14 protein-coding genes are annotated in these 16,004 nt (G+C 44.2%); 10 read left to right on the forward strand and 4 right to left on the reverse strand.

Annotation, left to right across the window (positions count from 1 at the left end; genetic code table 11):
- The first annotated feature begins 29 nt into the window (after positions 1-29).
- Positions 30-1,460, forward strand: a complete 1,431-nt coding sequence (gene hldE / locus IQO02_RS04215) for a bifunctional D-glycero-beta-D-manno-heptose-7-phosphate kinase/D-glycero-beta-D-manno-heptose 1-phosphate adenylyltransferase HldE (protein WP_010434661.1) — start codon at positions 30-32, stop codon at positions 1,458-1,460.
- A gap of 167 nt (positions 1,461-1,627) precedes the next feature.
- Here the strand turns inward: hldE and tolC are convergent, their stop codons facing one another.
- A complete protein-coding gene (gene tolC / locus IQO02_RS04220) occupies positions 1,628-2,953 on the reverse strand; it encodes an outer membrane channel protein TolC (RefSeq protein WP_010434666.1) in 1,326 nt (441 codons plus the stop codon).
- A gap of 227 nt (positions 2,954-3,180) precedes the next feature.
- Between tolC and nudF the strand changes: the two genes are divergently transcribed.
- From nudF to parC, 6 genes are all read left to right on the forward strand, one after another.
- Positions 3,181-3,810, forward strand: a complete 630-nt coding sequence (gene nudF, locus IQO02_RS04225; protein ID WP_010434668.1) for an ADP-ribose diphosphatase — start codon at positions 3,181-3,183, stop codon at positions 3,808-3,810.
- A gap of 4 nt (positions 3,811-3,814) precedes the next feature.
- The gene (locus tag IQO02_RS04230; protein WP_010434670.1) at positions 3,815-4,255 is read left to right on the forward strand and encodes a DUF1249 family protein; all 441 of its coding nucleotides are present in this window, start codon (positions 3,815-3,817) and stop codon (positions 4,253-4,255) included.
- A gap of 60 nt (positions 4,256-4,315) precedes the next feature.
- Positions 4,316-5,140, forward strand: coding sequence for a 3',5'-cyclic-AMP phosphodiesterase (cpdA, locus tag IQO02_RS04235; protein ID WP_010434672.1), 825 nt, complete (start codon positions 4,316-4,318; stop codon positions 5,138-5,140).
- Between the two features lie 31 nt (positions 5,141-5,171).
- Positions 5,172-5,777, forward strand: coding sequence for an esterase YqiA (gene yqiA, locus IQO02_RS04240; protein ID WP_010434674.1), 606 nt, complete (start codon positions 5,172-5,174; stop codon positions 5,775-5,777).
- Positions 5,778-6,016: 239 nt separating this feature from the next.
- Positions 6,017-7,897, forward strand: coding sequence for a DNA topoisomerase IV subunit B (gene parE, locus IQO02_RS04245; RefSeq protein WP_010434676.1), 1,881 nt, complete (start codon positions 6,017-6,019; stop codon positions 7,895-7,897).
- A 3-nt stretch (positions 7,898-7,900) separates the two neighbouring features.
- Entirely contained in the window at positions 7,901-10,159 is a 2,259-nt protein-coding gene (parC, locus tag IQO02_RS04250) for a DNA topoisomerase IV subunit A (RefSeq protein ID WP_010434678.1), read from the forward strand.
- 123 nt (positions 10,160-10,282) lie between these two features.
- Here parC and degS read toward each other — a convergent pair whose 3' ends face one another.
- The 3 genes from degS to zapG form a co-directional block, all read right to left on the reverse strand.
- Entirely contained in the window at positions 10,283-11,347 is a 1,065-nt protein-coding gene (gene degS / locus IQO02_RS04255; protein ID WP_010434680.1) for an outer membrane-stress sensor serine endopeptidase DegS, read from the reverse strand.
- A 155-nt stretch (positions 11,348-11,502) separates the two neighbouring features.
- Positions 11,503-12,858 (reverse strand): DegQ family serine endoprotease, encoded by a 1,356-nt coding sequence (locus IQO02_RS04260; protein WP_010434682.1) that lies wholly within the window; start codon positions 12,856-12,858, stop codon positions 11,503-11,505.
- Positions 12,859-12,984: 126 nt separating this feature from the next.
- Positions 12,985-13,440, reverse strand: coding sequence for a Z-ring associated protein ZapG (zapG, locus tag IQO02_RS04265; RefSeq protein ID WP_010434684.1), 456 nt, complete (start codon positions 13,438-13,440; stop codon positions 12,985-12,987).
- Between the two features lie 219 nt (positions 13,441-13,659).
- Here zapG and zapE point away from each other — a divergent pair, with 219 nt between their 5' ends.
- From zapE to rpsI, 3 genes are all read left to right on the forward strand, one after another.
- Positions 13,660-14,763, forward strand: coding sequence for a cell division protein ZapE (zapE, locus tag IQO02_RS04270; protein ID WP_010434686.1), 1,104 nt, complete (start codon positions 13,660-13,662; stop codon positions 14,761-14,763).
- Positions 14,764-15,010: 247 nt separating this feature from the next.
- Positions 15,011-15,439 carry a 50S ribosomal protein L13 gene (gene rplM / locus IQO02_RS04275; RefSeq protein WP_010434689.1) on the forward strand — a complete coding sequence of 143 codons (429 nt, stop codon included), beginning with the start codon at positions 15,011-15,013 and terminating at the stop codon, positions 15,437-15,439.
- Between the two features lie 13 nt (positions 15,440-15,452).
- Positions 15,453-15,845, forward strand: a complete 393-nt coding sequence (gene rpsI, locus IQO02_RS04280) for a 30S ribosomal protein S9 (protein ID WP_004740758.1) — start codon at positions 15,453-15,455, stop codon at positions 15,843-15,845.
- Positions 15,846-16,004: the final 159 nt, after the last annotated feature.

Here is a 16,004-nt window from a genome sequence, read left to right on the forward strand (position 1 = left end):
TAGCCAGATTTGATTTTTGGAGATCAATAATGAAACCAATTCTACCTGACTACAGCCAATCAGGTGTTCTTATTGTCGGTGACGTCATGCTTGATCGTTACTGGTATGGCCCAACTGGCCGTATTTCACCTGAAGCACCTGTGCCCGTTGTTAAAGTAGAAAATAACGAAGAGCGTCCTGGTGGTGCTGCCAACGTAGCAATGAATATTGCGTCTCTCGGTGGTCACGCTCATGTTGTTGGTTTAACTGGCAAAGATGAGCCTGCTGAGGTGTTAAAAAATACCTTAGGCGCACTAAAGGTTAAATGTGATTTCGTTGAGTTAGAAGATTACCCAACCATTACTAAATTGCGTGTAATGAGCCGTGGTCAGCAGCTGATCCGTCTTGATTTTGAAGACAAGTTTGAGAATACAGACCCTGAGCTTATTTTGTCTCGCATGGAGCAAGCGCTTCCAAATGTACGTTCGGTCATTCTTTCTGATTACGCGAAAGGTGCGTTAGAGCATGTGCAAAGTTTTATTCAAAAAGCTCGTGCGGCAAAGGTTCCGGTATTTATCGACCCGAAAGGTGCTGATTTAGAACGCTACCGTGGTGCGACTTTGCTTACGCCAAATATGTCTGAGTTCGAGTTGGTTGCAGGTAAGGTTAAATCGGAAGAAGATCTTATCGAGAAAGGCATCGCCTTAATCGAAAAATACGACTTTGAAGCCTTGTTAGTGACTCGTAGTGAGCATGGCATGACCTTACTTCGTAAAGGGCAGGCGCCATTCCATTTGCCGACTCAAGCGAAAGAAGTGTATGACGTGACCGGTGCGGGCGATACGGTTATCTCAGTATTGGCTGCTTCGGTGGCTGCGGGCAAACCTCTAGATGAAGCGTGTGCACTCGCGAATGCGGCGGCTGGTGTGGTAGTTGGCAAACTTGGTACATCGACACTGTCTACAATTGAGTTAGCGGAAGCGATTCACGGAAGCCAAGATACCGATTACGGCGTGATCTCTGAAGCGGCATTAGTTGAAGCGGTGAAACGTGCTCGTGCGAAAGGTGAGAAAGTGGTTATGACTAATGGTTGCTTTGATATTCTGCATGCCGGACATGTTTCTTACATGAACCATGCCGCTGAGTTGGGTGACCGTTTGATCGTTGCCGTTAATACTGATGAGTCAGTGAAACGCTTGAAAGGCCCAGGTCGCCCAGTGAACCCAACCGATCGTCGTATGGCGGTATTGGCTGGTTTAGGTGCGGTTGATTGGGTTGTTCCGTTTTCTGAAGATACGCCTCAACGTTTGATCTCTGAAGTATTGCCAAGCATTTTGGTAAAAGGCGGGGATTATAAACCTGAAGATATCGCTGGCGGTGCGGAAGTGATTGCGGCTGGTGGCGAAGTTAAAGTACTTAACTTTGAAGATGGTTGCTCTACAACTGAAATTATCAAAGCGATTAAAGGTGGTCGAGGTTAACCCTTCGCCTTCGAGTATAAAACCTTTAGCCTCAAGCTCATAGTCAGATTGTAAATCTAACTTTTGATAGATAATAAAAATGCCGCTCAATGAGCGGCATTTTTGTAACGGTAATCTAGTCGCTTTATTAAAGACTTTGATTAGAGTCTTTAACTAGGATTTAAGAATTACTTGCTTGCTACTTTTAGACCTGCGTTTACATCAACGATGTCTTGTTCGCTTAGTGTACCAACCGCTTGACGAAGCTGAAGAACACTTAGGATGTAGTTGTAACGAGCATCTGAAAGGTTTTTGTTCGCATCGTATAGACGGCGAGTCGAATCTAGTACGTCAACGATAGTACGAGTACCCACATCAAAACCAGCTTCTGTTGCTTCTAGAGCAGACTGAGCTGAAACAACAGACTGTTCGTAAGCGCGTAGAGCACCAATAGAAGCTGTGATGTTGTTGTTGAAGGCACGTACGTCTTTTACAACGCTACGGTAAGTTGCTTCTAGATCTTCACTTGCTGCAACGTAGTTGTATTCAGCCTGTTTAGTCAAAGAAGTTGTGCTACCACCCGTATATAGAGGTACCACTAAGTTCAAGCCTAGGTTTAGGTTATCTTGATCATAATCAGTTGAGCTGTTTGATTGATCTGTAAGAGCGTAACTACCATCAAGAGTTAGGCTAGGTAGATGACCAGAGCTTGCTAGAGAGATGTTATCTTTTGCTACGTCTTGAGAGATACGAGCAGCAAGTAGACTAAGGTTCTTTTGCTCTGCTTGTTCAACCAGTGCAATCGCAGACTCAGAAGATTTGCTTGCTGAGAAACGGTCAGTGTCTAGGATGCTTAGGTTAGAGTGTTCTTGCCCTGTAATCTCACGTAGACCTTCGTAGTTATTAATCAGAGTGTTCTCTGCTAAAACTTCATCAGCTAAAACAGCATCGTATTGAGCTTGCGCATCATGTACATCGGTGATTGCTGAAAGACCTACTTCAAAGCGCTGTTTTGTTTGCTCTAGTTGGCGCGCAACCGCTGCTTTTTCTGCACGAACGAACTCTAGGTTATCTTGAGCACGCAGTACTTCGAAGTATGCTGTTGCTACACGCAGGATCAAAGCTTGTTGCTCTGCTGCATACGCTGAATCAGCCTGACGAGCGGTTTTCTCTGCTGTATCTAACGTGATCCATGAAGAGCGTTGATAAAGTTCTTGAGTGAAGCCGATCGCTGCTCCCCAAGTGTTATTATCAATACTTGAGCTACCTGAACCAGAAGTATCTCTGTCACCACGGTTAATGTCGTAGTTCGCTGTTAGGTTAATTTGTGGTAGCAAATCACTACGGCTTGACGTTACTGCTTCAAAAGCGGCATCGCGCTGCGCTGCTGAACGAAGAAGTTGTGGATCGTTCTGTTTTGCTTGGTCGTAAACTTCAGCTAGCGTATCAGCGAAAGCTGACGAACTCAGGCTGCCAATTGCTGCACTGATAAATAGTGGAAGCAGTTTTTTCATTTTCCTATTCCTGCCTTTAATAGAATTTTCTCTGAAAGAGTTTAACCCAGTTTGATGGTAATTTACTCGAAACTTTGCACTTTTTTACATTTAACTGTCCACTTGTGCAATATTTATTTTTTAAAACTTAACTTTAATTATAAAATTTATACAAAAAGTTGAACCTTATCCTTGGTAGTTAACTCGGACAATGAGTAAACTATAAAGATCACTTAGTGAGGTACCAAATGCAACAGTATGATAATCAACGACACGAGTTTACTCCTCAAGATGTGGAAATAGTCTCAAAAGAGACGCTGTTTCGTGGTTTTTTCAAAATGGTTAAATACACATTTAAACATAAGCTGTTTGAGGGGGGCTGGAGCCAACCTATAGAACGCGAGATGTTTGAACGTGGTCATGCTGCCGCTTTGTTACCTTATGATCCTATTCGTGACGAAGTGGTGATCGTAGAACAGATCCGTGTCGGCGCTCTAGAGCATGAGAACCCTTGGCAATATGAAATTGTGGCCGGGATCATTGATACGAACGAATCATCACAAGATGTTGCTCGTCGTGAAGCGATGGAAGAAGCGGGCGTTGAAGTCGGATCTGTATTGCCTATCACTTCGTATTACCCTTCATCTGGCGGTTGTTCAGAAAAGCTCGACGTCTTTGTTGGTTGTGTTGATACAACCACAGCAAAAGGTGTACACGGTTTAGATTACGAAGGTGAAGATATTCGCGTACAAGTGATGACTCGCGATGCGGCTTATCAGTTAGTAAAAGAGGGTGTGTTTGAAAATGGGGCCACAATTATTGCGCTGCAGTGGCTACAATTGAACTACCAAGAATTACAGTCAGAGTGGATAGATTAACGTTATGCCAAATATAGCAGTCAAGAAACCGTATCATGTTGATCTTGCTGAACTGATGCGAGTTTACGAGACTAACTATGCCAAGCTTAACGCTCTGTTACCGGTAGGGCATGAGGTTGGTGATGTTCGCTGTTACCAAGCCGTTAATATGGTGTATCAATTGACAGTGAATGAGGTCACAAAATACACCACATTAATAGACATATGTCAGAGTGACGAGACGCCAGTGTTTCCTTTGCCAAAAATGTCTGTCAGGCTATATCACGACGCTCGAGTTGCAGAAGTGTGCGCTAGCGGGGATTTTTCACGAGTCAAAGCGAAATATGACTATCCCAACACTAAGCTTCTGCAAAAGGATGAGAAATTTCAGTTGAACAAATTTCTTGGAGAATGGTTAACGTTTTGTTTAAAAACGGGTATCAGCCGTTCGCCAATTCCTTTTTAATTGAGCCCCATTGTAAAAACACTTTAAAGTTTAAACAGTAACGTATCTGGATTTGGTATTTTGGAATTATCACACACTTCAAAATTTGATGAGAGCAGTATTAAGCTTGTACAGCTAACGGACACGCATTTGTTTGCGCCGAGCAATGGCAGCTTATTAAGCATCAATACTCAAGATAGCTTTCGTGCTGTAGTTGATGGCATTGTTAACCAAGGCTTCGATTATGAGGCGATCTTGGCGACGGGTGATATCTCTCAAGATCACAGTGCTGAGTCGTATCAAAAATTTGAATCAGGTATTCAACCTCTGGAAAAGCCATGTTATTGGTTGCCAGGAAATCATGATTTCAAGCCTAATATGGGCAGTGTCTTACCATCACCTCAAATACAGTGCGTTGACCATGTCTTACTGGGTGATAACTGGCAGATGGTGATGCTGGACTCGCAAGTGGTTGGTGTGCCTCATGGGCGTCTAAGCGATCAACAACTTGATCTGTTAGAACAAAAATTGATCGAATTCCCTGAGCGTAATACCTTGGTTTTACTGCACCACCACCCGTTATTAGTGGGCAGCGCATGGCTGGATCAACATAACCTAAAAGATGCGGATCAATTTTGGGATGTGGTTCAGCAGCATACCAATGTCAAAGCGGTACTGTGTGGCCACGTTCATCAAGACATGAATCGAGATCATCATGGTGTGCAAGTCATGGCAACCCCGTCGACTTGTGTGCAATTCAAACCTAATTCAGATGACTTTGCCGTTGATACATTGTCTCCGGGTTGGAGAGAGATTGAATTACATCAAGATGGCACAGTAAGTACTCAAGTGCGCCGCTTGCCTAATGGGCAGTTCTTACCTGATTTTGAAGCGGGTGGTTATTGATGTTAGTGATTATTGTTGTAGGAGGCTATTAATGTCCGGTTCTAATCAGCAAGTCGCTAAGCCATCATTGCTTCTCTATATTCATGGGTTTAACAGTTCATCTCGTTCTCATAAAGCGAATGTGATGGCTAATTACTGTGCGGAGCATCGGGCTGATATTAAAGTCGTCACTCCTCAACTGCCGAGTTTCCCTCAGCAAGCGGCACTTCATCTGCAACAGCTGGTGGAACAATATAAAGAGCAATATCAGATTGCATTGGTCGGTAGCTCATTGGGTGGCTATCTTTCAACATGGCTGAATAGTCATTATGGTTTTAAAGCGGTTGTTGTAAATCCAGCAGTGAAGCCGTATGAGCTTCTTGCCGACTATTTGGGTGAACAAGTAAACCCATACACACATGAGCGATATGTACTGGAAACAAAGCATATTGATGAACTGAAGGCGTTAGAGGTTCCGGCTCTTTCTCAGCCGAGTGATTTCTGGTTACTTCAGCAAACGGAAGATGAAGTTCTGGATTATCGACAAGCTGTCGAAAAGTACCAAGGTGCAACACAAACAATAGAAAAGGGTGGGGATCATAGCTTTGTTGATTTTGAGCGTTACCCACAACAAATCATTACTTTTTTAGATTTATAACCTGTTCCATTAACTGAGTAATTTTCTCTTGTTTGTCTGTTATTTCATCTATCAATGGTGAAATATCATAGTTTGATGTCTTAGTTTTTGAACTAGCTTGACATCATTACTCAGCTTCCAGACTATATTCCCCAATACTTCGCTCATTCGCTCTACTATGACGGTTCATAGTAATGATTCTGCTTTAGTGAAACTAGAGCCAGCGAACTGACGCAAACTTTTTGAGTAAACTCCGTATTATGACTGAACAATATAATGCAAAAGACCTCGAGGTACTTGAAGGTCTCGATCCGGTGCGACACCGCCCGGGAATGTATACCGAGACAGAAAGACCCAACCACCTTGCCCAAGAAGTCATTGATAACTCGGTCGATGAAGCATTAGCGGGACACGCTAAGAAAATCAAAGTTGTGCTTCATGCTGACCAATCGTTAGAAGTTACCGATGATGGCCGTGGTATGCCTGTTGATATCCACCCTGAAAAAGGGATCTCAGGTGTTGAGCTGATTTTAACTAAGCTCCACTCTGGCGGTAAATTCTCAAACAACAACTACAAGTTTTCTGGTGGTTTGCACGGTGTAGGTATCTCGGTCGTAAACGCGCTGTCAAAACGTGTTGAAGTAACGGTTCGTCGTGATGGTCAAGTGCATGAGATCGCCCTTGAAGGTGGTCATGCTGTTACTGACCTGACAGTGACAGGAACTTGTGGTCACCGCAATACTGGTACTACGGTGCATTTCTGGCCGGATCCAAAGTATTTCGATAGCTCTAAATTTTCGACACTTCGTCTTATCAATAACCTACGAGCAAAAGCGGTACTTTGCCCTGGTTTAGAAATTACCTTTGTTGATAAAGTTGGTGGTGAAGAGCATAAATGGTTCTATGAAGATGGTCTAAAAGACTATCTAGCTGAGGGCGTAAAAGGTTACACCTTATTGCCTGAAGACCCATATGTTGGTGAGTTCGTTGCTGAAACGGAAATGGCTAACTGGGCAATCATTTGGCAGCCAGAAGGCGGTGATATGATCACCGAGAGTTATGTGAACTTAGTACCAACCAAGCAAGGTGGTACGCACGTAAATGGTCTTCGTCAAGGTTTGCTTGATGCAATGCGTGAGTTCTGTGAATTCCGTAACCTACTACCACGTGGCGTTAAGCTAACGGGTGATGACATCTTCGATCGCTGTTCATACGTACTGTCGGTGAAGATGCAAGATCCGCAGTTTGCTGGTCAAACAAAAGAGCGTCTATCTTCTCGTCAAACCGCAGCGTTTGTTTCTGGTGTTGTAAAAGATGCCTTCAGCCTATGGTTGAATGAAAAACCGCAACTGGCAGAGCAATTGGCTGAAGCTTGTATTGCCAATGCTCACCGCCGTATGCGCGCGAGTAAGAAAGTTGTTCGTAAAAAGATCGCATCTGGCCCAGCGTTGCCGGGTAAATTAACTGACTGCTCAGTTCAAGATTTAAGTCGCACCGAAATCTTCTTCGTGGAAGGGGATTCTGCGGGTGGTTCTGCTAAGCAAGCTCGTGATCGTGAGTTCCAAGCGGTAATGCCACTGCGTGGTAAAATCCTAAATACATGGGAAGTGTCAGCAGACCAAGTCTTGGCTTCACAAGAAGTACACGATATCTCGGTTGCTCTGGGTATCGACCCTGATAACGATGACTTGTCGGGCCTGCGTTACGGTAAGATCTGTATCCTTGCCGATGCGGACTCGGATGGTCTTCATATCGCGACACTGCTATGTGCACTGTTTACTCGCCATTTCCATGCTCTGGTTGAAGCGGGTCATATCTATGTGGCAATGCCTCCTCTGTATCGTATCGATTGCGGTAAAGAAGTGTTCTACGCACTCGATGACGCAGAGAAAGATGGTGTGCTTGAGCGACTATCGCAGAAGAAAGCCAAGATTAACGTGCAACGATTCAAAGGTCTGGGTGAAATGAACCCACTTCAGTTGCGTGAAACCACCATGGATCCAAACACTCGTCGCCTTGTTCAATTAACGATTGATGATAACGAAGCAACCAACGAGATGATGGACATGCTGCTTGGTAAGAAGCGTGCAGATGATCGCCGTACATGGCTACAGACTAACGGTGATATGGCCGAGGTATAATGGATGTCTAACGAAATTACATATGATGGTGTTGAACAACTGCCGATGCGCAAGTTCACTGAAGACGCCTATTTAAATTACTCAATGTACGTGATCATGGATCGTGCATTGCCATATATCGGTGATGGCTTAAAGCCAGTACAGCGTCGTATTATCTATGCGATGTCAGAACTCGGCTTATCAGCTGCATCGAAATATAAAAAATCAGCTCGTACCGTTGGTGACGTGTTAGGTAAGTATCACCCACACGGTGATTCTGCTTGTTACGAAGCGATGGTATTGATGGCACAACCTTTCTCTTACCGCTACCCATTGGTAGATGGTCAAGGTAACTGGGGTGCTCCGGATGACCCGAAATCGTTCGCTGCAATGCGTTATACCGAAGCGAAATTATCTAAGTTTGCTGAGGTTCTTCTAGGTGAGCTAGGTCAAGGCACCGTTGATTGGCAACCCAACTTTGATGGCACGATGAAAGAGCCTCAAATGTTGCCAGCTCGCCTGCCTCATATCCTGCTTAACGGCATCACTGGTATTGCGGTTGGTATGGCGACCGACATCCCCCCTCACAATGTCCGTGAAGTGGCGGATGCAGCGATTCATTTGATTGACACGCCGAAAGCAGAGCTTCCTGATGTGATGGGTTTCATTCAAGGCCCTGATTACCCGACAGAGGCTGAAATTATTTCGCCAAAGTCGGACATCGAAAAGATCTATCGCACTGGACGTGGCAGCATTAAGATGCGCGCGGTTTGGCACAAGGAAGGCTCTGATATTGTTATCACGGCTCTTCCTCATCAAGTGTCAGGTGCTAAGTTACTTGAGCAAATTGCTAACCAGATGCGCGCTAAGAAGCTGCCAATGGTTGACGACTTGCGTGATGAATCTGATCACGAGAACCCAACGCGTATCGTCGTGGTTCCTCGTTCGAACCGTATCGACTGTGATCAACTGATGAGTCACTTGTTCGCTTCGACGGATCTAGAGAAGAACTTCCGCGTTAACTTGAACATGATTGGTTTAGACAGTCGCCCTCAAGTTAAAGGCCTGGTTCAAATTCTGAAAGAGTGGATTGAGTTCCGCCGTACAACGGTTCGCCGCCGTCTTCAGTACCGTTTAGATAAAGTACTGGCACGTTTGCACATCTTAGAAGGTTTGCTTGCTGCTTATCTTAATATCGATGAAGTCATTGAGATCATTCGTACAGAAGACGAACCATGTCCTGTATTGATGAGCCGTTTCAATATTTCTGAAATTCAAGCCAATGCGATTCTTGATATTAAACTTCGTAACTTAGCTAAGTTAGAAGAGTTTAAGATTCGAGCTGAACAAGAAGAGCTTGAAGCTGAACGTGAAAAGCTTGAGAAGCTACTCGGTTCAGAGCGTCGCTTGAATACACTAATCAAAAAAGAGATCCAAGCTGATGCGGATAAATACGGCGATGATCGTCGTTCTCCGTTGATTGAACGTGCTGAAGCGAAAGCGCTAACAGAACGCGACTTAGTACCAAGCGAGCCAATCACGGTTGTGTTGTCTGAGAAAGGTTGGATTCGTCATGCTAAAGGGCATGAAGTTGATGCTGAAGGCTTGAACTACAAATCTGGTGATAAATTCTTGGCGAGCGCTAAGGGTAAGAGTAACCAACAAGCGGTATTCCTGGGCAGTGATGGTCGAAGTTACTCCCTTGAGTCTCATTCATTACCGTCGGCTCGAAGCCAAGGTGAGCCTATTACCGGTCGCCTGAACGTCAGCCCTGGCACTTCGATTCGCCAAGTGGTGATGGGAGAGAATGAGCAGCTATGGTTAGTGGGTTCTGATGCTGGGTACGGTTTTGTTTGTAAAGGCAGTGATTTATTGTCTAAGAACAAGAGTGGTAAAGCGTTAGTTAACTTGCCACAAGCTTCTGAAGTGATGTTGCCAAGCCCGATTGCTGACTTGGATACTAACCAGATTCTGGCGATTACTAATCAAGGCCGCATGTTGTTGTTCCCGATTAAAGACCTACCTCAGTTGAGTAAAGGTAAGGGTAACAAGATCATCAACATTCCTTCTGCGAAAGCAAAAGAGCGTGAAGAGTTTGTCTCGCATTTAATGGCTATCCCTGAGAATGCAACGCTAACTATCTACGCGGGTAAACGTAAGCTTGGCTTGAAACCTGCAGATCTTGAAAACTTCCGTGGTGAGCGTGGCCGTCGTGGAGGGTTGCTGCCAAGAGGTCTACAGCGAGTGACTCGCATCGATATCGAAGCTCCTAGCGAATCATAAAGACGTTTGTTCTAGGTTCTCGTGACTAGATAAAAGAAAACCCAGCCTGAGAGCTGGGTTTTTTGTATCTATGTTCTTTTCTATGCGTACTTTAGTGGTTTGAATCTAGCGTCATGATTCGCTCTACAAGCGAGTATCTTCCGCTATCGTAACCTTGAGAGTTTTGTTCTCTCCTTGGCGCAATATACCAACCTCAATCACCGTACCCGGTCGAAGATCAGTAACAATATCCATCACGCTCTGTCTCCCGTTAATTTGGGTATTATTGATACTGATAATTATATCTTGTGCTTCAAAACCAGCATCTGCTGCAGGGCCGTTCGGGTCAATGCCTAATACGACAATGCCACCAATGTTCTTATTGCCAAGTAAGCGTGACGTTACTGAGTTGATGTCTTGCCCGTCAATACCAATGTAGCCACGAATTACACGACCATCTGCAATGATCTTTTCCATGATTTTATTAGCCAGTGGGTAGGGGATAGCAAATGAAATCCCGTAGGTTTCCATGTCTGTGGCTTGCTGGAAAGACGCGGTATTGATACCGACTAGTTCGCCTTGTGAGTTGACGAGTGCTCCCCCTGAGTTACCTTCATTGATCGCAGCATCGGTTTGGATAAAGGCTTGATGGCCGTCAGCACTGATCGAAGATCGGCCCGTAGCTGAGATAATGCCAAAAGTGGTCGTTTGACCTAGGTTGTATGGGTTACCGATCGCCAGAACCACATCACCGACATTGGCCTTGTAACTTGGATTGAGTGGAATCACGGGTAGGTTGTCACCACTGACTCTAAGTATTGCGATATCGGTGCGTTTATCAGAACCGACTAATTGCGCGGCAGCGACTCGTCCATCTTGAAGTGCTACTACAATTTGGTCAGCTTGAGCTACAACGTGGAAGTTGGTAATGATGTAGCCTTTTTCGCTGACAATGACTCCTGACCCTAAGCCTTGAGTCAGCAGTTTGTTGCGATCGCTCTCTGCGTATTTACGGCTATAGATATTCACAACAGCAGGTGCTGCACGGCGTACTGCTTGGTTAAATGAAATCTGAAGAGAGGCGATATTATCCACTTTAGGGGTGGTGACGTCAGAAACAATGCCTGATCTTAAACTCGGAAATGCGAGAAGAATAAGCGCCGCTGAAACAAGTCCAAGGGAAATAGAACGAAATAGAAAGGACAGCATGTTTCCCTCTTCAACAAGTAAGGTACGAAGCCATCAGCGAATGGATGACTTAATTACAAGTGAAGCATAGCATTTTGATTCATCTAAAGAAAAGGGAGACTGAGTAAGTTTCAAGCAAACTTATGCGGCCTCCCTTTGGTTATACTGACAAATTATTAACGAATGACTAGGTAGATAGTTCTATTTCCTCGTTGGATATTCAATGCCAATACGCCAGGTTGTTTCTCTAAAATATCTCTGAACTGTGCAAGGTTCTTAACCGTTTGGCGGTTTACGCCGATGATGATGTCATCTTTCAGAAGCTGGTAGGCTTCTGCTGGTGAGCCTTTAGCCACATTTGATACTTTCACTCCTGTAGCTGCATCGCTATCGTTAGTGTTGGTCAACTCAGCACCCGCAAGTCCTTCATGGAGCTTTTCAGCTTGTGTTTTGTTATTGGTTGATTCGCCTAACGTGACATCAAAGGTTTTGCTTTTTCCGTCACGAACGATTCCAAGCTCAATTTGCTTACCTGCACCGAGAGTGGCCACTTTGGCTCTTAATTCGCTGAAGGTATCAATGCGTTTACCATTGATAGAGGTAATTATATCACCCGCTTTCAGGCCTGCTTTATCTGCTGCGCTGTCTGGTACAATTTGGCTAACAAACGCACCTTTACTTGATTCATAACCGAGCGCCTCTGCTAATTCAGAGGTCACTTCTCCACCTTGAACCCCCAACATACCGCGCTTCACTTCACCGAAATCGAGAATCTGTTCTGTCAGGTTTTTCATCATATTAGACGGGATTGCAAAACCGATACCGACATTGCCTCCGTTAGGGCCAAGAATGGCGGTGTTGATACCAATCAGTTCACCGTTAAGGTTGACTAGCGCACCACCAGAGTTACCACTATTGATCGCGGCATCGGTTTGAATGAAGTTTTCAAAGTTCTCAAGGTTTAAGCCGCTTCTTCCTAGGGCCGATACGATACCTGATGTGACAGTTTGCCCGAGTCCAAATGGGTTACCGATAGCCACGCTAAAATCACCGACTCTTAATTGATCTGAGTCTGCGAGTTTTATCTGGGTTAGGTTCTTGGCTTCCTCTAATTTCAGAAGCGCAATATCAGACATTTGGTCGCCACCGATGAGTTCGGCATCATATTCTCGACCATCATGAAGTTTCACTTTGATATCGTCGGCGCCATTAATTACGTGATAGTTGGTGACGATATGGCCTTTTTTAGCGTCAATGATGACACCCGACCCCAAACCTCGGAACGGTCGCTCTCGAGTTTGCTCTGGGCCAAAAAAGAATTGGAATTGTTCAGGGATTTGCTGACGTTGTACTTGTTTGCCTTCTACAGCAATACTAACCACAGCGGGGGTAACTTGCTCAAGCATAGGAGCTAGGCTAGGTAATTGTTCATTACCCACACTTAGGGGAAGTGCGGCTGTCGCTTGAATTGGCGTGATGATTGAACTTAAGCTTAAAGTCAGTACCGATAAAGCAAGCAAAGGTTTTTTCATCATAAACTCCTCTCTAGTTAAGGTCTTAGCCTTCTCATATTTGCTATAGATATGAGAAATTTCAAATGACCTGAGTGAAAGTTATGACTCAAAAACCTTTGTAAAGTTCACAGAAGTATTAAATGTTTACGATGCTTTTGCTGTAACGACATCCGGAGCATCAATAATTTCTTTCTTCTGCTCAGTAAATAACCCCGTTGCGCCATTGGCGTAATCTTTGGGTTGTTCCTCAAGTGTTGCCTCTTTAACAGAAGCTTTATCTTGTGGCTTGTCTGAGTGTGCAGCCGCTGTTTTCACAAATGGATTGTCTTGCTCAGGTAGATTAGGGATGAGTTCTGAGCTCGTTTTTTCCATGTGCTGATACAGTTTCGTGTAGTCCTTACCTAAGGTATCCAGCATTTCTGCTGATTTCGCAAAGTGGTCAGCCAGCTCTTGTCGCTGTTGCTCAAGGGCAAACTTTGCGCTATCTAATTCTTTCTGTACGTTCTTTTGTTTTTTGTATTCAGGTGTCATGAGACGAGAAATAGCGACCCCTAAAATAACTCCGACTAGTAAACCGGCAACGGCATACATCCAAGGCATAACAGCTCCTTATTATTGTTTTTTAACATGTTTGTTACTGCTTAGTTACACGTGGTACGGCTCCATGGTACTATGAGAAAGCCGCAGTATAAAGAGAAATGCGTGTGCGCTAGTTAGCAGTTTAGTGCTGCTTTATTCGCCGTATGGCATTAACTCTAGAATTGTTTAGGCTCATTTTTCTTCGCTGTCTGATATTGCTTTCATTGTGGAAATGTCGTCATGAATCCCATTAAAAAATACGAACAAGATATAAAAGAACATGGATTTCAAAGAGATCCAGCACAAGAGCAAGCCGTTAAATCTTTAGATGAACTCTTTCATCAGTTTCAAGAATATATGAATACTCCTATTCCTGAGTTGACTCGATTTCAGAAGCTACTAGGGAAAAAAGTTCAATCACCGAAACCACCCAAAGGTCTCTATTTTTGGGGCGGTGTAGGGCGCGGTAAGACGTATTTAATGGATACGTTCTATGATGCCTTACCGACCACAAATAAAATGCGAGTTCACTTTCACCGTTTTATGTATCGCGTGCATGATGAGTTGAAAGCATTAGGTAATGTGAGCGATCCATTGCCTTTGGTGGCAGATAAGCTAAAAGAAGAAGCGGACATTATCTGTTTCGATGAGTTTTTTGTTTCGGACATTACGGATGCAATGATTCTAGGGACTTTGTTCCAAGAACTTTTCGCACGAAACGTTATTTTAGTCGCGACCTCAAATATCCCACCTGCAGATTTGTATCGCAATGGTTTGCAGCGCGCGCGATTCTTACCTGCAATCAAGCTTATTCAAGACAACTGTCACATTCTTAATGTCGATAGCGGGATCGATTATCGACTGCGTACTTTAGAGCAAGCTGAAATCTATCATTACCCATTAGATAGCCAAGCGAATATCAATCTTGAAAAGTACTACGCACAGTTGGTGGGCGAAGATAAACAGAAGTTAAAGCAAATAGAGGTTAACCATCGTCAATTAGACGTAATAGAAGCAAGTGACGGCGTTCTACATGGAACCTTTGCTCAGCTTTGTCAGTCGGCCCGTAGCCAGAATGACTATATTGAACTGTCTAAGGTTTATCACACGGTATTATTGGCAAATGTTTTGCAAATGGGTTCCACCTCAGATGACGCGGCACGACGCTTTATTGCGTTAGTCGATGAGTTCTACGAGCGCAATGTTAAGCTGATAATTTCAGCAGAGGTTGAGCTAGAAAGTTTGTATACTCATGGTCAGCTGGAGTTTGAATTTAAACGTTGTCAGTCGCGCTTAATCGAAATGCAGAGCCACGAATATTTGGCAAAAGAACACTTAAGTTAGCTTTGATTATCTCGAATAAGAAAGAGAATTAAAAAAATCGTGATTTTGTTCAAAAAGAGGTGATTTTTTCTTCGCTCTTCTCTATAATCCTGCGACCTACCGTTACTGCGGGCCTCTAGCGATGAGTAAAATCACGTTATGCCAAGAGTTTTCCAACACTCGAAGGGGTGATGAATGGTAACTCTTAGACAGTGGGAGTACGCGAGTATTCCTTAAGTGTAAATTTTTTAAATAGGTAATTATTAGCATGAAAACTTTCGTTGCTAAACCAGAAACTGTAAAACGCGACTGGTATGTTGTAGACGCTGAAGGCAAAACTCTTGGCCGTCTAGCAAGTGAAATCGCTTCTCGCCTACGCGGCAAGCATAAAGCAGAATACACTCCTCACGTAGACACTGGTGATTACATCATCGTTGTTAACGCTGAGAAAGTTGCTGTAACTGGTAACAAAGCTAAGGGTAAGGTTTACTACCGTCACTCTGAGTTCCCAGGTGGTCTTAAAACTATCACTTTTGAAAAGCTAATTGCTAAGAAACCAGAAATGGTTCTTGAACTAGCAGTTAAAGGTATGCTTCCACGTGGTCCTCTAGGCCGCGCGATGTACCGTAAGCTTAAAGTGTACGCTGGTACTGAGCACAACCATGTTGCTCAACAGCCACAAGTACTAGACATCTAAGGGGATTATGAAAATGGCAGAGAATCAATACTACGGCACTGGTCGTCGCAAAAGCTCAGCAGCTCGTGTTTTCATCAAACCAGGCTCTGGTGAGATCGTAATCAACAAGCGTAGCCTTGATGTTTACTTCGGTCGTCCAACTTCTCGTATGGTTGTTAAGCAACCTCTTGAGCTAGTTGAACTAACTGAGAAACTTGACCTTTACATCACTGTTTCTGGTGGTGGTATTTCTGGTCAAGCTGGCGCAATCCGCCACGGTATCACTCGCGCTCTTATGGAGTACGATGAAACTCTACGTCCTGCTCTACGTGCAGCTGGCTACGTTACTCGTGACGCTCGTTGCGTTGAACGTAAGAAAGTTGGTCTACGTAAAGCACGTCGTAAACCTCAATTCTCTAAGCGTTAATTTTTCTTTACGAAAAATTACACGCTCCCAGTTTTACGACTGGAATTGTGGTTCAAAGCTCGGCTATATGCCGGGCTTTTTGTTTTTATACCCCCTCTAAACGCTTTCCCTCCCTCGTTTTATTTCCAAATTCTTATATTTTGAAAGCTTTTGTAACCC

This window comes from Vibrio sp. OPT24 (genome assembly GCF_015163545.1).
Taxonomy (GTDB): Bacteria; Pseudomonadota; Gammaproteobacteria; order Enterobacterales; family Vibrionaceae; genus Vibrio; species Vibrio cyclitrophicus.